Annotated in this window: 16 protein-coding genes; 9 read left to right on the forward strand and 7 right to left on the reverse strand. The window is 72.4% G+C overall.

The window, feature by feature from the left end:
• Nucleotides 1-58: 58 nt before the first annotated feature.
• Complete coding sequence (locus E1292_RS04325; protein ID WP_132592199.1) at nucleotides 59-613, reverse strand: TetR/AcrR family transcriptional regulator; 555 nt, start codon at nucleotides 611-613, stop codon at nucleotides 59-61.
• A gap of 62 nt (nucleotides 614-675) precedes the next feature.
• Here E1292_RS04325 and E1292_RS04330 point away from each other — a divergent pair, with 62 nt between their 5' ends.
• The gene (locus E1292_RS04330; protein ID WP_132592201.1) at nucleotides 676-1,083 is read left to right on the forward strand and encodes a nuclear transport factor 2 family protein; all 408 of its coding nucleotides are present in this window, start codon (nucleotides 676-678) and stop codon (nucleotides 1,081-1,083) included.
• A gap of 41 nt (nucleotides 1,084-1,124) precedes the next feature.
• Here the strand turns inward: E1292_RS04330 and E1292_RS04335 are convergent, their stop codons facing one another.
• Nucleotides 1,125-2,840 (reverse strand): IlvD/Edd family dehydratase, encoded by a 1,716-nt coding sequence (locus E1292_RS04335; protein WP_132592203.1) that lies wholly within the window; start codon nucleotides 2,838-2,840, stop codon nucleotides 1,125-1,127.
• 273 nt (nucleotides 2,841-3,113) lie between these two features.
• On the opposite strand from E1292_RS04335, the gene E1292_RS04340 reads away from it, so the two are divergent.
• From E1292_RS04340 to E1292_RS04365, 7 genes are all read left to right on the forward strand, one after another.
• The gene (locus E1292_RS04340; RefSeq protein WP_132592205.1) at nucleotides 3,114-4,127 is read left to right on the forward strand and encodes a zinc-dependent alcohol dehydrogenase; all 1,014 of its coding nucleotides are present in this window, start codon (nucleotides 3,114-3,116) and stop codon (nucleotides 4,125-4,127) included.
• A 53-nt stretch (nucleotides 4,128-4,180) separates the two neighbouring features.
• A complete protein-coding gene (locus tag E1292_RS04345) occupies nucleotides 4,181-5,050 on the forward strand; it encodes a DUF6351 family protein (RefSeq protein WP_181958185.1) in 870 nt (289 codons plus the stop codon).
• A 16-nt stretch (nucleotides 5,051-5,066) separates the two neighbouring features.
• Nucleotides 5,067-5,348 (forward strand): DUF6351 family protein, encoded by a 282-nt coding sequence (locus E1292_RS54785; RefSeq protein ID WP_281284003.1) that lies wholly within the window; start codon nucleotides 5,067-5,069, stop codon nucleotides 5,346-5,348.
• A gap of 119 nt (nucleotides 5,349-5,467) precedes the next feature.
• Nucleotides 5,468-6,550 (forward strand): sensor histidine kinase, encoded by a 1,083-nt coding sequence (locus tag E1292_RS04350; protein ID WP_132592207.1) that lies wholly within the window; start codon nucleotides 5,468-5,470, stop codon nucleotides 6,548-6,550.
• Nucleotides 6,547-7,140 carry a response regulator transcription factor gene (locus E1292_RS04355; RefSeq protein ID WP_132592209.1) on the forward strand — a complete coding sequence of 198 codons (594 nt, stop codon included), beginning with the start codon at nucleotides 6,547-6,549 and terminating at the stop codon, nucleotides 7,138-7,140. The genes E1292_RS04350 and E1292_RS04355 overlap by 4 nt, the downstream gene beginning before the upstream one ends.
• A 124-nt stretch (nucleotides 7,141-7,264) precedes the next feature.
• Nucleotides 7,265-8,254 (forward strand): AF_0692 family protein, encoded by a 990-nt coding sequence (locus E1292_RS04360; RefSeq protein ID WP_132592211.1) that lies wholly within the window; start codon nucleotides 7,265-7,267, stop codon nucleotides 8,252-8,254.
• A gap of 61 nt (nucleotides 8,255-8,315) precedes the next feature.
• Nucleotides 8,316-9,875 carry a PucR family transcriptional regulator gene (locus E1292_RS04365; RefSeq protein WP_220446665.1) on the forward strand — a complete coding sequence of 520 codons (1,560 nt, stop codon included), beginning with the start codon at nucleotides 8,316-8,318 and terminating at the stop codon, nucleotides 9,873-9,875.
• Between the two features lie 2 nt (nucleotides 9,876-9,877).
• Here the strand turns inward: E1292_RS04365 and E1292_RS04370 are convergent, their stop codons facing one another.
• From E1292_RS04370 to E1292_RS04380, 3 genes are read right to left on the reverse strand one after another with little or no spacing between them, the layout of a single operon-like run.
• On the reverse strand, nucleotides 9,878-10,828 hold the full coding sequence (locus E1292_RS04370) for a polysaccharide deacetylase family protein (RefSeq protein ID WP_246089916.1): 951 nt from the start codon (nucleotides 10,826-10,828) through the stop codon (nucleotides 9,878-9,880).
• Entirely contained in the window at nucleotides 10,825-11,952 is a 1,128-nt protein-coding gene (locus E1292_RS04375) for an oxidoreductase (RefSeq protein ID WP_132592215.1), read from the reverse strand. Before E1292_RS04375 ends, E1292_RS04370 begins: the two co-directional genes overlap by 4 nt.
• A 2-nt stretch (nucleotides 11,953-11,954) precedes the next feature.
• The gene (locus tag E1292_RS04380; protein WP_132592217.1) at nucleotides 11,955-12,569 is read right to left on the reverse strand and encodes a DUF1989 domain-containing protein; all 615 of its coding nucleotides are present in this window, start codon (nucleotides 12,567-12,569) and stop codon (nucleotides 11,955-11,957) included.
• Nucleotides 12,570-12,766: 197 nt separating this feature from the next.
• Here E1292_RS04380 and E1292_RS04385 point away from each other — a divergent pair, with 197 nt between their 5' ends.
• Nucleotides 12,767-13,375, forward strand: a complete 609-nt coding sequence (locus E1292_RS04385) for a TetR/AcrR family transcriptional regulator (RefSeq protein ID WP_132592219.1) — start codon at nucleotides 12,767-12,769, stop codon at nucleotides 13,373-13,375.
• Between the two features lie 28 nt (nucleotides 13,376-13,403).
• Here the strand turns inward: E1292_RS04385 and E1292_RS04390 are convergent, their stop codons facing one another.
• Nucleotides 13,404-14,357: a quinone oxidoreductase family protein gene (locus tag E1292_RS04390; protein WP_246089917.1), complete on the reverse strand. Its 954-nt coding sequence runs from the start codon at nucleotides 14,355-14,357 to the stop codon at nucleotides 13,404-13,406.
• A 151-nt stretch (nucleotides 14,358-14,508) separates the two neighbouring features.
• Nucleotides 14,509-16,158 (reverse strand): ABC-F family ATP-binding cassette domain-containing protein, encoded by a 1,650-nt coding sequence (locus E1292_RS04395; RefSeq protein ID WP_132592223.1) that lies wholly within the window; start codon nucleotides 16,156-16,158, stop codon nucleotides 14,509-14,511.
• Nucleotides 16,159-16,363: the final 205 nt, after the last annotated feature.

Raw genomic sequence — 16,363 nt, forward strand, 5'->3', positions numbered from 1 at the left:
AAGGCGACGCCCCTGCGCGTGAAGCGGGTCTGCCGCCCCGGTCCTGGCTCCCATGGCCCTACGCGAGCACGGCGCGGCAGGCGGACACGATGAGCTCGTCGACGGACGACGGCGGCGATCGCCGGCCCAGCAGGTGGCGCCGGACCGCGCCATAGGGGACGTCGACCACGGCGAAGACCAGCCGTTCACGGTCGACGCCGGAGCGCGCGGCGAAATCGTTCAGCGCGGCCGCCACCCGGGCGTCGCACCGGTCCAGGGCGTGACCGAGCTCGGCAGGCCATCGCGCGGCCAGGTCCTCGCGACGGTGCAGGAGGAGCAGCGCCGCCTCGGCGGGATGCGCACGGCACCAGCGTGGGACGTGCAGCGCGGCCGCCTCGGCGTCTCCGGCCGCCAGGGCAGAGACGAACCCGTCCTGGAATCGTCGGACGGTACGCAGCCACAAGGTGGCGATCAGCAGATCCCGGGAGCCGAAACGGTGGTAGAGCGAGCCGGTCGGACCGTCGAGTCGAGCGGCGATGGCCGCCATCGTGGCGGCGCCCGGTCCGCTCCCGGCCACGATGGCCAAGGCCGCATCCAGGATCTGATCCTGGCTGAACTTGGCCCGTCTTCCCATGGGACGCGCCTCCTGATATTAGTTGACAGATTCTAGAATATGTTGACTAGAAAAGGGATGGCATGTCCACGACTTCCGCTGTGGTCCAGCGGTTCTATGCCGCCGCCCAGGCCGCCGACGGCGCCGCGATCTTGACACTGCTCCATCCGGACTTCCGGGCCCGGACCGCGCCGGGCATGCCCTGTGGCGCCGGGGGCGCGTTCCACGGGCCGAAGGAGGCTCTCGCTCACGTCTGGGGCGCGGTCTTCGCCGACTACGACACCGCGCCCTACGACGAGACCTGGCACGAGACCACCGAGGGGATCATCGTCGTCACCGGGCACTACCGGGGCACCGCCCGCGCCACCGGCCGCGCTCATGAAGCCGAGTTCGTCCATCTGTGGCAGGTCACCGACGGCCGCATCTCCTGGCTGCACCAGTACACCGACACCGCCCGCTGGCACCAGGCGCTCGCTCCTGAGGCGGCGTGAAAGCCCGGGCATCGGGTGCGCGGCCGACCGGCGGGCTGTTCTCAGTGCGATTCGCGTGCAACGCGATCGCCGCTGGAACCGACGAGGAAGTCCAGGTCGGCGCCGGTGTTGGCCTGCTGAACGGTCTCGACGTAGAGGCGCTGCCAGCCGCGCGACGGGCGGGCGAAGGCGCTGACGGCGGCGGGGGCGGGCTCGCGCGCGGCCAGCTCGGCGTCGGGGACGTCGACGTCGAGCCGCCGGCTCGGGACGTCGAGGACGATCATGTCCCCGGTGCGGACCCGGGCCAGCGGCCCACCGGCGGCGGCCTCCGGCGCGACGTGCAGCACGACGGTGCCGTACGCGGTGCCGCTCATCCGGCCGTCGCAGATGCGCACCATGTCGCGCACTCCCTTGGCGAGCAGCTTGGCAGGGAGCGGCATGTTCGACACCTCCGGCATGCCGGGGTAACCCTTGGGGCCGCAGCCTCGTAAGACCAGCACCGAGTCCGCGGTCACGTCAAGGTCGGGGTCGTCGAGACGGGCGTGCAGGTCCTCGACGGAGTCGAACACGACCGCCGGGCCGCGATGGCGCAGCAGTTCCGGGGAGGCGGCGGCGGGTTTGACCACGGCGCCGTCGGGGGCGAGGTTGCCGTACAGGACGGCGATCCCGGCCTCCGCCTGGAGCGGCCGGTGGCGGGGGCGGATCACGTCGTGGTCGTGGATGCGGGCGTCGTCGAGGTGGTCGACCAGCGGGCGGCCGGTGACCGTGCTCGCCTGCGGATCGAGCAGGTCGCGGACCTCGGCCAGGACGGCGTGCAGGCCGCCGGCGCGGTGCAGGTCGTCCATCAGGTGGCGGCCCGCCGGTTGCAGATCGACGAGGAGCGGCACACCCGCCCCTGTGCGGTCGAAGTCGTCCTGGGTGAGCTCGACGCCGAGGCGTCCGGCGATGGCCAGCAGGTGCACGACGGCGTTGGTCGAGCCGCCGAGCGCGGCCAGGGCGACGATGGCGTTGAGGAACGAGCCGCGCGTCATGACGGTCGAGGGACGGCGTTCTGCGGCGGTCATCTCGACGATGAGGCGGCCCGTCTCGTGGGCGCCTTCGAGCAGGCGGCTGTCGGGGGCGGGGGTGCCGGCCAGGCCGGGCAGGGTCATGCCGAGAACTTCGGCGAGCAGCCCCATGGTGGAGGCCGTGCCCATCGTGTTGCAGTGGCCCTTGCTGCGGATCATGGAGGACTCCGACCGCTGGAACTCGGCCGCGCCCAGCGTGCCCGCCCGTACCTCCTCGCTGAGCTTCCACACGTCGGTGCCGCAGCCCAGCGGCACGCCGCGGAAGTGGCCGGTCAGCATCGGCCCGCCGGGCACGACGACGGCGGGCAGGTCCGCGGACGCGGCGGCCATCAGCAGCGCCGGGATGGTCTTGTCGCAGCCGCCGAGCAGCACCACGGCGTCGATCGGGTTGGCCCGCAGCATCTCCTCGATCGCCATCGCGGCCATGTTGCGCCACAGCATGGCCGTGGGGCGGACCTGGGTCTCCCCCAGCGAGACCACCGGCAGGTTCAGGGGGACGCCGCCCGCCTCCCACACACCGCGTTTGACGTGCTCGGCGACCTCGTCCAGGTGCATGTTGCAGGGGGTGAGGTCCGAGGCGGTGTTGGCGATCGCAATGTGCGGCCGGCCGTCGAAGGCGTGGGACGGCAGCCCGCGTCGCATCCAGGCCCGATGGATGTAGGCATTGCGATCGGCGCCGCCGTACCACTGACCGCTGCGGCTCGTCGCCATGAGGACGGCCACTCCTTCCGGTTGCCGGCTGGGTCGAGAGGCGCTCCCTCCGCGCGTCACCGCTGGGGGAGCCTCCTATGAAGGCTAACTTTCCACCCTTTGCAACGATGGTCTAATCTCCGGGACGTGGCCGGGTCGACGGACGGGCGAAAACCCCCAGGCTCCGATCGGGAGCCCGCGGCGCCGGCCGGGCCGGCCCGGCGGAAGCGGGTTGGAGGACATGGTGCGTACGCGGAACGGCGGCCGGCGCCGGCGGGATGCGAGGCCGGGCCAGTGCGCGCGCTGGTCCTGACCGGCCCGGGCAAGGCCGGGGTTCGCGAGGTCGAGCCGCCGGCCGCGGCACCCGGGGAAGTGATCGTCGACGTCGAGCGGGTCGGCGTGTGCGGGACGGACGTCGAGCTGTTCACCGGCGGGATGAGCTACCTGCGCACCGGCCGTTCCTGGTACCCGTTACGTCCCGGCCACGAATGGTGCGGGCGCGTCAGCGCGGCCGGGCAGGGCGTGGACGGCGACTGGCTCGGCCGTCGGGTCACGGGCGACACCATGCTCGGTTGCGGGCGCTGCGAGCGCTGCCGCGACGGCCGCCACCACGTCTGCGCCGACTCGGCCGAGATCGGCATCAGCCGGGGCCGCCCGGGCGCGCTGGCCGAACAGCTCGCGGTCCCCGTCACGGCCCTGCATCACCTGCCGGACACCGTGGATCCCGCGCTCGGCGCGCTCGTCGAGCCAGGAGGCAACGCGCTCCGGGCCCTCCGCGCCGCCGTGCTCGGCCCCGGCGAGCGGCTGCTGGTCCTGGGCACGGGCACGATCGGCCTGCTCGTGGCGTTGTTCGCGCGCGCGGAGGGCATCGACGTGCACCTGATGGGCCGCGACCAGGACGCCCTGCGGCCGGCCCGGCAGCTCGGCTTCGACCACGTCTGGACCCGCCCGTCGCTCCCGTCACTGCGCTGGGACGCCGTCGTCGACGCCTCCAACGCGGCCGGATCGCCCGGCCTCGCGGCGCAGCTCGTCGAACCCGCGCGGCGGGTGGTCTACATCGGGCTGGCCGGCGCCCCGTCCACGATCGACACCCGCGAGCTGGTGCTCAAGGACGTCACCGCCGTCGGCATCCTGGGCGGTTCAGCCGGGCTGGAGGGGGCCATCGCCGCCTTTGCCCGCGGCTCGGTGGACGCCCGCCCGCTCGTGGCCGCCACGGTGGGCCTCGCCGGGACCGCCGAAGTCCTCGCCGGCCGCCGTCCCCCCGGCGCCGGCCCCGGCCCGAAGATCCACATCGACCCACGGCACTGAACCGGCCGCCCCGTCGGCACGCGGCCGGGTGGTCTCTGGCGTGTAGATCGTTTATGACGTTGCTCGACGGCATCGTCTCGGGGTGCAGCTTCCCCGAGGTCGGCTTCGGCACGATCAACACGATCACCGACGCGCGCCTGCTCGACCACTACTCCCGCGAGGTCGCGCCCGACGCCTTCAGCCGCGAGCAGCAGCAGGCGGTCTCCGGCTTCGGGCGGTGGGAGAGCATCGCGAACCTCACCCGGGGCGGCGGCTGGATCGACCCGCGGATCTTCTGCCCCGACCGGCTTCCCGCGTCGCTGCGCTACCACCCGGAGACCAACCCGACCGGCGCCCGGTGCGACGTGTACGACCACACCGTGAACGTCTACGGCCGCGATCCGCAGACCGGGTTCGCCCGGCGGCCACTGGACAACACCGGCATCCAGTACGGGCTGGGCGCCCTTCGGGACAAGGCGATCACGGTCGAGCAGTTCCTCGACCTCAACGAGAGGATCGGCGGCTTCGACGCCGACGCGAACCATGTGCCGGAGCGGACGCGGGCCGACCTGTCCGCGACGCGCGCGGCGTCCCGGAGCGGGCGGCTGCTCAAGGCGGGCGCCGGCCTGGCGTGCATGCCGATGATCGATTACCGCGCCTACACCGACGATGCGCCGGGTGGGGACATCCACATGCGCTTCCAGTCGTTCTCGACCCGGGAGCGGCTGCTGAAGGTGAACGGCACGTACGGCAACCAGGTCATGCTCGTCGAGGACAACCGGTACGGCGGGTTCTCGCTGGACAGCCCCGTCATCCTGGACGCGCTGACGCAGATGGACCGGTGGCTCACCGCGATCGCCGCCGACCGCCGGCCCGGCCGCCCCACCGACAGGGTGGTGCGGAACAAAACCGGGCGAGCTCACGGACGCCTGCTGGAGCCGTGACCCCGAACCCCGGAAGATCACGGAACGCCAGGTCGCGGGCAACGGCACGACTCCCTGCAACACGCTGTACCCGGTGTGGACCTCGCCGCGGCTCGTCGCGGGCAGCTCGATGGCGGGCGACATCGTCAAGTGCCGGCTGCGGCCGATCGACCCCGCCGAGTACGGGACGCCTCTGACGGAGACCCAGCTCGACCGGCTGCGGGATCTTCCCCGGCGGCGCCTGCGACTGGACCGCACCCGGGGTCGGGCAGCAGGGCCTCGCGGGCACCTGGCAGTCGTTCGGCAGGCACTGACGTGAGGTCAGGAGGCCGCTCCGGGCCGGCCACCCGGTCCCGAGCACCGGACGCCACGCCGTCGCGCTGACATGTGACATTCGTCAGGGTTCGGCGGGAAAGGCGGCTGGCTAGGGTGGACCGCATGAAGGCCCGCCTGTGGACCTCCGTCTATCTCGTCGTCCTGGTGTGGCCGGTGCCCGCGTTCCTGGCGTCCGCCCCTTCGGGCGTCATGACCGGGCTGATGTGCGCAGGGGTGGCCTGCTTCGTGGTCCTCTACCTGCGGGTCGTGTGGACCGCGCTGGAGAGCCCGCACCGCAACGCCACCCCCTACGCCCTGGTCCTGCTCTACCTGGTCGCGGCCGCGATGGTGCCCCTTCTCGGCGAGATGTGGGTGTTCGCTACGTCGTACTTCCTCATCACCGCGGCGGCCACGGCACTGCCCGCACGGGCCCTGCCGGTGGTGGCCGGGGCGGTCGTCGGGGCCACCATGCTCGCCCTTCCTCTGCTCGGCAGGTCGCTGGCCGAGTTCTGGTGGATGCCGCTGCAGACCGTCGTGTTCGCCGCCGCCATGCGCGCATTCCTCCAGCTGAACGCCGCGAACAGGGCGCTGAGCGAGGCGAACGTCGAGGTCGAGCGGCTGGCCGTGGACAACGAACGCCTGCGCTTCGCCCGCGACATGCACGACCTGCTCGGGCACAGCCTGGCCGTGATGACGGTGAAGAGCCAGCTCGCGGGCAGGCTCGCCATCGCCGACCCGGAACGGGCCAGAGCCGAGATGCAGGAAGTCGAAGAGCTCTCCCGGCAGGCGTTGTCGGAAGTGCGCGAGGCGATCGCGGGTTACCGGGAGCTGTCGCTGCCCGGGGAGCTCGACGGCGCACGCCGCGCGCTCGACACCGCGGGCGTCCGGCTGGAGGTGGCGGCGGACCCGCTCCCGACCGAGGTCGAGCCCGTTCTGGCCTGGGTGGTCCGGGAGGCCACGACGAACGTCGTCCGGCACAGCGGCGCCCGCCGTTGCCGCATCCGCCTCGGCGTCGAGGGCGGGCAGGCGTACGCGGAGGTGCTCGACGACGGCCGCGGACCCGCCGGAGCCGCGGGCGCCGGCGGCAACGGGCTGCGCGGCCTCGCCGAGCGCATCCACGTGGCGGGCGGCACTTTGCACGGCGCGGCAGCCGAGGGCGGCGGCTTCCTGCTGACCGCCCGCGTGCCCGTGGCGGACGTGACATGATCCGCATCCTGCTGGCCGACGATCAGCACCTCGTACGCGAGGCGCTGGCGGCGCTGCTCGGCCTGGAGCCCGACATCGAGGTCGTCGGCCAGGTCGGCCGGGGCGACGAGGTCGCGGGCGCCGTCGCCCGGCTGCATCCGGACGTCGTGCTGCTCGACATCGAGATGCCGGGCCGCGACGGTCTCACCGCGGCGGCCGAGCTCACCGGCGTACGCGTGATCATCCTGACCACCTTCGGCCGCCCCGGATACCTGCGGCGGGCCATGGACGCCGGCGTCGCCGGCTACGTGGTCAAGGACGCCAGGGCCGGGGAACTGGCCGACGCCGTCCGGCGGGTGCACGCCGGCGAGAGGGTGTTCGACCGCAAGCTCTCCGCCGCCAGCCTCTCCGCCGGCACGAACCCGCTCACCAGCCGCGAACGCGACGTGCTGCGCGCCGCCAACGAGGGCGGCACCGTCGCCGACATCGCCCGCCGCCTCTACCTGTCCGACGGCACCGTGCGCAACTACCTGTCGTCGGCCATCGGCAAGCTCGGCGCCCGCAACCGGGCCGAGGCGGCGCGCGCCGCCGAGTCCAAGGGCTGGCTCTGACGAACGTCACCAGCCGCCGAGTCCACGGGCCGGCTCTGACGAACGTCACCAGCCGCCGAGTCCACGGGCCGGCTCTGACGAACGTCACTACCGGCCACACCCCTGGCCTGGCGAGGCTGGGGGCATGGGAAGACGTATCGCGCCCGCGCTCGGGCTCTTCTTGCTGTCGCCGCTGATCGGCGAGTTCCTGCTGGGCAACCTGCCCGTCACCATGCTGGTCGCGCTGATCACGCTGGCCCCGCTCTACGGGGGCGGGGCGCTGCTCGTCCGTGAGCTGGCCAGGCGCCGGGGCGCCGGCTGGCCGGGCATCGTCCTGCTCGCCGTCGCCTACGGTCTCGTGGAGGAGGGCCTGGTCACCCGTTCCCTCTTCAACCCCGGCTACGCCGGGATGGACCTCACCTCGTACGCGTGGATCCCCGGCGTGGAGGCGAGCGCCTGGTGGGCGAGCTTCGTGCTGGGCGGCGTGCACGCCGTGGGCAGCATCTGCGTCCCCATCGCGATCATGGAGGCCCTCGTACCGGCCAGGGCGACGGAGCCGTGGCTCCGCCTTCCCGGGCTGGTGACCGCCGGGCTCCTGTTCGTGTTCGGGGCGGTGGCCACCGCCCTGTTCGACCCGGCCGCGTACCAGCCCTCCATCGCCCAGGCCGCGGGGGTCGTCGTCCTGGCCGGGCTGCTGGTCCTCCTCGCGCTGCGCCGCCGCGGCCGGGTCAGCCGGGCTCCTGGGCGGGCTCCCGGGCCGTGGCCGGTGCTCGGTTTCTCCCTGGCTGCCGGGGCGGTGTTCTGGCTGGCGGCCATGGCTCTCGACACGCTCGGCGCGTGGCCCGTCGTGGCCGCCAACCTCACCGTGTACGCCGCGGTCTGCGCTCTGGTGACCCGCTGGTCCCGGCGGCCCGGGTGGGGGCCCGTCCAGACGTTCGCGCTGGCGGCCGGCGGCGTGCTCACCTACGCCTGGCACGGCTTTCCACAACCTCCCGCCATACCCGTGGAACCGGCGGTCGACCTGGCGGGGAACACCGTCTTCGCCCTGGCGGCCGTCGCGCTGCTCGCCGTGGCCGCGGCACGGCTGCGATCACCGCGGCTCGCACGCCGGGAGCGTGCCTCCGCAGCGGGGTGACCCACCCCAGGCGGTGGAGGGAACTCCATGAATGCCCTGGTCCCATGGATATAGTCACATCGTGTTCACCCTTCGTACCTTGGTGGATCGTTCGTCCCTCCACCTCACCGTGCTGGTCACGGGCACGCCGGGCGCGATGGACGAGCCGGTCGCCTGGGTGCACAACACCGAGCTGCCCGACCCGTCCCCCTACGTGCGGGAGCGGGAGCTCGTCCTGACGAACGGTCTGTGGCTCGACCAGGTGTCTTCCGCGCGGTTCGTCAGGAGCGTCAAGGAGGCCAAGGGCAGCGGCATCGTCTTCGGACTGCGTGCCGAGCTGCCCGCCACGCCGCCGGACCTGGTCGAGGCCTGCCGGGAAGAGGAACTTCCGCTGCTGCAGATCTCCATCGAGGTGCCGTTCACGGCGGTCTCCCAGGCCGTCGCCGACATACTGGCCGACGAGCGCAAGCAGGCGCTGGTCGGCATGGTACGCCGGGGCGACGCGCTGGCCACGGCCATCTCCCGGGGAGCCGGCGCCTCCGGCGTGCTCGACGTTCTGCGGCGTGACTACGACCTGCCCCTCGCGGTGGTCGACAGGATGGCCCGTTCGCTCGGGGCGGTCGGCGCCGACCTTGACGCGGACCAGCTGCACGCCGTCGCCACGGGGCTGACCAAGCATCCGCCGGCCCTGGAGGTGGACCTGGGCGACGCGGGGCGTGCGGCGCTCTTCCCTGTGGGCGCCGTCGGCGACATCGACGCCGCCCTCATCTGCCTGCGCCCCCTGCGCCGCCTCACCTCGGCCGAGCGGGAGGGGCTCGAACAGGCGGCCAGGTTCCTGAGCCTGGAGGTCGCCAAGCAGCAGGCCGTCCAGGCGATCGAGATGCGCTTCGCCAGCGAGCTCCTGGAGATGATCCTGTCAGGCGGCAGCCGGGCGGCCGAGGTCCCCGGCAGGCTGCGCGCCTTCGGCGTGGACCCGGGTGGCCCGCTGGCCGTGTGCGCCGTGGCGTTCGCGCAGCACGAAACCGCGACGATGCACGGGCTCGCCGAGGTGATCGGCGAGTTCTTCGCCGCCGAAGGGGTGCCGGTGGTGGTCGCCGGCGGCACGCAGGACGTCGTCGCCGTACTGCCGTGGCGCCATCCGGAACACGGGCTGCCGCCGTTCGCGCAGCGTCTGGTGCGTGGCGTCGAGCGGCGCTTCCCCGGCCTGCGCACGGTCGCGGGGCTGGGCGGCATCGCCTCGCACGCGACCGAGCTGCGGCCCGCGCTCCTGCAGTCCAGGGAGGCCTGCCGCGTGCTCCTGCGCACCCGCACCGGACCCCGCGTGCGGGCCTTCGCTGAACTCGGCACGCACCGGCTGCTCCTCGGGCTGCTCGACGCGGAGACGTCCCGCCAGTTCTCCGCCGGGCTCCTCGGGCCGCTGAAGGATCACGACGCGCGGCGGGGCGGCGACCTGGAGCTGACGCTGCGGACGTTCCTCGACCACGACGGGCAGTGGGCGGCGACGGCCACGGCACTGCACGTCCACGTGAACACCCTCCGCAACCGCCTGGCCAAGATCACCGAGCTCACCGGCAGGGACGTGGGACGCACCGAGGACCGGGTCGACCTGTTCCTGGCGCTGACCATCGACGCGACGGACTGAGCTCAGTCCGGGTAGACGTCCGGGGAGACCTCGGGCGGCCGGGGCCGGCGCACGGCCAGCCCGGCGTCCGCGGCGGCCGACTCGGCGACGTCGCGGCAGCGGGCGAACGACACGTCGGCGCAGCTCCGCGCGTACTCCAGGAACCGCCGCAGCGCCAGGGCCCGCCCGGGCCGCCCCGACAGGAACGGATGCACGCACAGGTTGAACAGGCCGCCATAGTGCCGCATCCCGTCCAGCTCGGCCTGCCACAGCTCCAGCACCTTCGCCGGGGACTCGATGACCGAGCCGACGTGTGGAGCCGGCAGGAACGCGTACTGCTCCCAGTCGTCGAGCGACCAGTGGACGGGCAGCTCGACGATCTCGCCCGCCGGCGTCTCCACCTTGTACGGCCTGTCGTCCCCCATGAGGGAGGAGTCGTAGCGCAGCCCGTGCTCCGCGACCAGGTCGCCGGTCTGCCAGGACGCCTCCCACAGGGCGGCTCGATGCCCTCGGATCTCGATGCCCTGGCGGTCGAAGACGGCCAGCGCCCGCTCGAAGTCGGCGCGCTCCTCCTCGGCCGTCATCGACGTGGACGGGCGATGGCTGTAGGAGTGGTGTGCCACCTCATGGCCCCGCCCCGCGATCGACGGCGCCAGCCACGGGCGGTGCTCGGCCACCCAGCCGGGCACGAAGAACGTGGCCGGCACGGCCAGGTCGTCGAGGAGATCCAGGATGCGCGGCAGGCCGACATCGGGCCCGTACGCCTGATGGGACATCGTGCTCGCGTGGCCGGCGTAGCGGCGGCCCTGCGCCAGCACGGGCGTTTCGGCGTCCACGTCGAAGGTCAGCGTGACGACCGCGGCGGATCCGTCACGCCAGCCGCCTTCCTCGCCGCCGCGGGGCCCACCGTGAGCCCCGCCCGAGGCCGCGCTCAAGCGGTCGCCCCGGCCGCCGGACTCCGAGGGGGTGCTCAAGCGGTCGCCCCGGCCGCCGGTCGCCACAGCCGGGCGTTGTTCAGCGTCGCCATCGGCTGGAGCATGAGGTGGTCGAAGTCCGCCGTGGGCAGCCCCTGGGCCAGGCGCCGCGGGAAGTCGGGGTTGGCGAGCGCGCCCCGGCCCAGGGCCAGCACGTCGGCGTGGCCGTCCGCCAGCACCGTGGCCGCCTGGTCGGTGTCGTGCATGCCGCCGTTCGCCAGCACCGGCAGCCCGGTCACCTTCCTGGCCAGGCCCGTGATCGTCATTCCACCGTCCAGGGTCGCCGTCTCCACCCAGTCGCGTCCTTCGCTGGCGATGTGCAGGTAGCTCGCGCCCGCCTCGGCGAGCGCCGCGAAGATGATCTCCGCGTCCCTGGTTCCGCCCGCCCATCGGTGGGTGTGATCGTTGACCTTGCCCTGGGACAACCGGATGCCCACGCAGAAGCGCGGGCCGACTTCCGCCCGGATGGCGGAGACGATCTCCGCTGCCAGTCGTACCCGGCGGGAGACGCTGCCACCGTACCGGTCGTCACGTGTGTTGGTGTAGTCGGTCAGGAACTGGTCGATCAGGTAGCCGTTGGCGCCGTGCACCTCGACACCGTCGAAGCCGGCCCGCTCCGCGCGGACGGCTGAGGCCACGAATCCCTGCACCGCCAGGTCGATGTCGTCCTGGCCCATCGCGCGGGGCGTGGCCCAGGGCCCGTGACCGCCGTATTCGGGCATCTTCTCGCCGCGCGGCGGCACCGCCGACGGCGCCACCGTGTCGTCACGGTAACGGTTGCCCTGCGACAGCGCGCCCGCGTGCATCAGCTGGAGCACGGAGGCCGCGCCGGCGGCGCGCACCCTTCCCGTGATCTCCCGCCAGCCGGCCTCGTGGTCGTCGCTGACCATGCCGGGCTGGTTGAGGTATCCCTGGCTGTGCAGGGTGTCGGTGTAGGTCCCCTCGGTCACGATGAGGGCGAACCCGCCGCGGGCGAACGCCGCGTAGTAGTCGGCCATCTCCTCCGTCGGCGTGCCGTCGGCGGCGGCCGACACCCTGGTCATGGGCGCGACCGCCAGCCGGTTGGCGAGGCTCAGCTCGCCGATCGTCTCGGGAAGCAGGGCAGGGTGCTGGACATCCTTCATTTTCACTCGCTCCTTGGCTCGTGTTCGTGGCCGCTGAGGAGATCGATCGCCAACGGCGTCGGCCCGTGGCCGTTGATCTCCACCAGGTCCTGAGGGCAGGCCGAGACGACGAAGACGCAGTCCACGGCCGCCTCGAACGTGATCGCGTCACCCGGGCGGCTGATCGCGCTCAACCAGCTCAGCCGGCCGTCGCCCGACACCGGGATCCTCATGAACAGGTTGACCGGCTGCGGAGTGCACGAACTCGCCAGGCCCAGCGAGGCCAGGCTCTGGCGCAGGTTGTCCGCGCACGAGGCATGGAATCCGGACACACCCAGGGCCCGGTACCGCGCCGGGTCGCAGGCCGCGATGAGCATGTCGTGCCAGCCCGGGGAGGTGTCGTCCACCAGGGTGAGGATCGGCCTGCGCCGATCGGTCACGAACTGCTCGCCCACCGCCGGGAACAGGCGGCTGGTGACGGCCCGCGTGTGAGACGCGCTGAGATGCTCCGTCACGTCATCGGCGGCGAACGCGAACAGGTCACCCACCTGACCGCCTTCGAGGTCGGTGACGCGTACGCGCTGACCGGCGCTGACCTTGACCGCTCGCCCGTCAGCGGCGGGCACGATGACTCGCATGGCCACAGACAACCAGCCGGCACACCGCCCGCACCATGGAGGTTCCCACCGCGTCCAACCCCGTCGATGGATGAACCTCCACCATTGAACCTCCCCCACCGGCGCCGGACGCTCTGACCAGCATGGGACGGACCCGCCCTGACCGGGCAGCCGGCGCACTACAGTGGAGCCGGATCCAGCGGGCGGGGAGCGATGCCATGCAACGTGTGCTGACGCCGAAGGGGCAGGCCACCCGGGCGCGCATCATCGAGGGCGCCGCCGAGGTCGTCCGGGAGAAGGGCGTCACCGACGTCACCCTGGACGACGTACGGTCGCGGACCGGCACGAGCAAGAGCCAGCTCTTCCACTACTTCCCCGAAGGCAAGGACGCCCTGTTGCTCGCGGTGGCGCAGTACGAGGCGGATCAGGTGCTGAAGGACCAGCAGCCGCACCTGGCCGGTCTCGACACCTGGGACGCCTGGTACCGCTGGCGGGACGCCCTCGTGGAGCGCTACGAGTCACAGGGCGACCAGTGCCCGCTGTATACGCTGTTCCTGCAGGTCGGACGTAACACGCCGGGCTCACGGGCGATCGTCGGCGAGTTGCTGAGACGCTGGCAGCAGAGCCTGGCCGGCGGGATCGGGGCGTTGCAGCGCAACGGCCTGCTCCCCCCGTCCGTCGACGTCGACGACAGCGCCGCCGCGCTGCTCGCCGCCATCCAGGGCGGTGTGTCGATCATGTTGTCCACCGGGGAGTCCCTCCATCTGCGTACCGCGCTCGACTGGTGGCTCACCCGGTTGCGGGCGGCGGCCCCCCTGGCCGATTGACCCTCCGGCGCACGGCGAGGTCATCGGTTCATGGCAGGAGCAGCAGCTTCCCGACCGTGCGACGGGATTCGAGGTCCGCGTGGGCCCGCGCCGCGTCCGCGAGGGCGTGACGCCCTCCGATGATCGGCCTGAGCAGTCCTTCGCCGACGAAGTCGAACACCTCGGCCGTACGCGTGAGCAGCGCCGTCCGGGTGGGCACGTGATCGCGGACGAGCGGATGGGACAGCAGGACGCTGTTGGGCAGTTCCGTCGGAGTGAGCGAGGGGACGCCCATGAACGGGCCGTAGAAGGCGTGCACACCGTGCCGGCGCAGGGCCGACAACGACGATCGGAACGTCGGCGCTCCGCCGCCGTCGTACACCACGTGCGCGCCCTCGCCACCGGTCAGGTCCCGCACCCGTTCCTCGAAGCCGCCGCCGCTGGAGACGATGACGTGGTCGGCCCCGGCCTCCTTCGCGACCGGCACCTTCTCCTCCCGCGAGACCAGGCCGATGACGATGCCGCCCCTCGCTCTGATCAGCTGGGTCAGGAGGAGCCCCACTCCCCCGGCGGCGGCGTGCACCACCGCCGTGTCACCCGGCCTGATCCGGTGGGTCTCGGTGGTGAGATGGTTCGCGGTGAGACCCTGCATCATCACCGCCGCCGCCGTCTCGTCATCCACGTTCTCCGGGACGCGCACCAGCGACTCCGCCGGGATGGCGAGTTGCTCCGCGTAGCTGCCCCGGTGGTAGTACCAGGCGACCCGGTCACCGGCGGTGAAGCCCTCCACGCCGTCGCCGAGGGCGGTGACGTACCCCATGCCCTCGACCCCCACGATCGCGGGAATGGTCCAGCCGGGAGCGGGCCCTGTCCGGACGCCGACGTCCATGTAGTTCACCCCGGCGACGCCGAGCCGGACGAGCACCTCTCCCGGCCGGGGCGCGGGATCGGGCAACTCGGTCCGGATCATGACCTCGGGACCGCCGTACTCGCTGATACGCATGGCATGCATGGGAAACCCTCGTCTCTCGTCGCCATGCGGCACGCCATCCGGCACCGCATCCCGGGACGATGACAAGGTAGTGAGCGGAAAATGGACCAGCAAGTCCAGAAGTCCTGCTCAACGCATGGGGGGCGCCCCCCGCACGAACGAATCACCCGCCGGCGGGCCCGCCGCGCTCCACCAGCCGCCCGCCGGACAGCTCCAGCCAGCGGCCCACCTTGATCTCCGCGAGGAACCGCTCGTCGTGGCTGACCACCACGAAGGCCCCTTCGTACGCGCCGAGCGCGCTCTCCAACTGGCCGACGCTGACCAGATCGAGGTTGTTCGTGGGCTCGTCCAGCAGCAGGAGCTGGGGAGCGGCATCCGCGCACAACACGCAGGCCAGCGTGGCGCGCAGGCGTTCGCCGCCCGAGAGCACCCCGACCGGCAGGTGGGCGCGCGAGCCCCGGAACAGGAAACGGGCGAGCAGGTTCATCCGTTCCGCCTCCTGCATGCCGGAGGCGAACGCGGACAGGTTCTCGGCCACGGTGCGCTCGACGTCGAGCAGGTCGAGTCGCTGCGACAGGTAGGCGACCCGGCCGTCGGCCCGCCGGATGGTGCCGTCGTCCGGCTCCAGCTCACCGCTGATCATGCGGAGCAAGGTGGACTTGCCCGCGCCGTTGGGGCCGATCAGCGCGATGCGCTCGGGCCCGCGGATCTCCAGGTCGACGCCGGGCTCGGTGAACAAGCCGCGCGCCTGCAGGCGTTCGCCGAGGAAGACCGTGCGCCCCGCGGGCACGTTGGTCCCGGGTAGCTGCAGCGCGATCCGCTGGTCGTCACGGACGGCACGGCCCGCCTCTTCGAGCCGGGCCCTCGCGTCGCTGACGCGGGCGAGGTGTGTCTGGCCTGCCCGCCCGGCCGACTCCTGGGCGCCGCGCTTCATGTTCCCGGCGAAGATCCTCGGCAGGCCGGCGTTCTTGAGGTTGCGGGCGGCGTTGCCCGCCCGGCGGTCGGCCCGCTCGCGGGCCTGCTGCAGCTCCCGCTTCTCGCGCTTCAGCTCCTGCTCGGCGCTTCGCACGCTCCGCTCGGCGGCCTCCTGCTGCGTGCGCACCGCCTCCTCGTACGCCGTGAAGTTCCCGCCGTGGAAGCGCACCTCGCCCCGGTCCAGCTCGGCGATGCGGTCCATGCGGTCGAGCAGGGCCCGGTCGTGGCTGACCACGAGCAGACAGCCGTTCCACTCCCCCAGCACGTCGTAGAGCCTGCGCCGCGCATCGAGGTCGAGGTTGTTCGTGGGCTCGTCCAGCAGCAGGACGTCCGGCCGCTTGAGGAACTGCGCGGCCAGGCCGAGCGACACCACCTGGCCGCCGCTCAAGGTGCGCAGGGACCGGTCGAACGCGAGGCCGCCGAGGCCGAGCCGGTCGAGCTGGGCCCGGGTGCGCTCCTCGATGTCCCAGTCGTTGCCGATGGTGGCGAAGTGCTCCTCGCTCGCGTCGCCCGACTCGATGGCGTCCAGCGCGGCGATGACAGGGGCGATGCCAAGCACCTCGGCCACGGTCGGATCGCCCGGCTCGGGCCCTGAGCGGGGCCCCGAGATGGTCAGCGTCTGCGGCAGGTAACCGAGCACGCCCTCGACGGACACGCCGCCGCCTTGGGGCCGGTGTTCGCCGGCGATCAGCTTGAGCAGCGTGCTCTTGCCCGCGCCGTTCGGGGCGACCAGGCCCGTACGGCCGGCGGCCACGGTGAAGGACAGGCCGGTGAAGACCGGGGTGTCGTCGGGCCAGGAGAAGGACAGGTCGGAGACGATGATGAACGCGTCGGACATGCGAGAGGACCTCGTAGGAGAACGCGGGGCGCGCCGAAGCCGCCCGGCAGAAGGGGACAGGGATTCGGGAACGACGACCGGGGCCACATCGGCGGCGGTCATAGCGCCTGCCGGGGCCCGTCACTCTCCGGTATCACCCGGAGATGTCGTCGTCACCTGCCACGTCTGGTCTCCTCGTCCGGTCACAAGTGCCCTACACCATAGC

It is taken from the genome of Nonomuraea deserti, from assembly GCF_004348685.1.
Lineage (GTDB): Bacteria > Actinomycetota > Actinomycetes > Streptosporangiales > Streptosporangiaceae > Nonomuraea > Nonomuraea deserti.

What these genes read in the sequence shown, in the direction of transcription:
- E1292_RS04380 (WP_132592217.1), bottom strand. Translation starts at nt 12,569, where the DNA reads ATGCGAGTCATCGTGCCCGCCGCTGACGGGCGAGCGGTCAAGGTCAGC.
- E1292_RS04335 (WP_132592203.1), bottom strand. Translation starts at nt 2,840, where the DNA reads ATGGCGACGAGCCGCAGCGGTCAGTGGTACGGCGGCGCCGATCGCAAT.
- E1292_RS04330 (WP_132592201.1), top strand. Translation starts at nt 676, where the DNA reads ATGTCCACGACTTCCGCTGTGGTCCAGCGGTTCTATGCCGCCGCCCAG.
- E1292_RS04350 (WP_132592207.1), top strand. Translation starts at nt 5,468, where the DNA reads ATGAAGGCCCGCCTGTGGACCTCCGTCTATCTCGTCGTCCTGGTGTGG.
- E1292_RS04385 (WP_132592219.1), top strand. Translation starts at nt 12,767, where the DNA reads ATGCAACGTGTGCTGACGCCGAAGGGGCAGGCCACCCGGGCGCGCATC.
- E1292_RS04355 (WP_132592209.1), top strand. Translation starts at nt 6,547, where the DNA reads ATGATCCGCATCCTGCTGGCCGACGATCAGCACCTCGTACGCGAGGCG.
- E1292_RS04395 (WP_132592223.1), bottom strand. Translation starts at nt 16,158, where the DNA reads ATGTCCGACGCGTTCATCATCGTCTCCGACCTGTCCTTCTCCTGGCCC.
- E1292_RS04390 (WP_246089917.1), bottom strand. Translation starts at nt 14,357, where the DNA reads ATGCGTATCAGCGAGTACGGCGGTCCCGAGGTCATGATCCGGACCGAG.
- E1292_RS04375 (WP_132592215.1), bottom strand. Translation starts at nt 11,952, where the DNA reads ATGAAGGATGTCCAGCACCCTGCCCTGCTTCCCGAGACGATCGGCGAG.
- E1292_RS04360 (WP_132592211.1), top strand. Translation starts at nt 7,265, where the DNA reads ATGGGAAGACGTATCGCGCCCGCGCTCGGGCTCTTCTTGCTGTCGCCG.
- E1292_RS04345 (WP_181958185.1), top strand. Translation starts at nt 4,181, where the DNA reads ATGACGTTGCTCGACGGCATCGTCTCGGGGTGCAGCTTCCCCGAGGTC.
- E1292_RS04325 (WP_132592199.1), bottom strand. Translation starts at nt 613, where the DNA reads ATGGGAAGACGGGCCAAGTTCAGCCAGGATCAGATCCTGGATGCGGCC.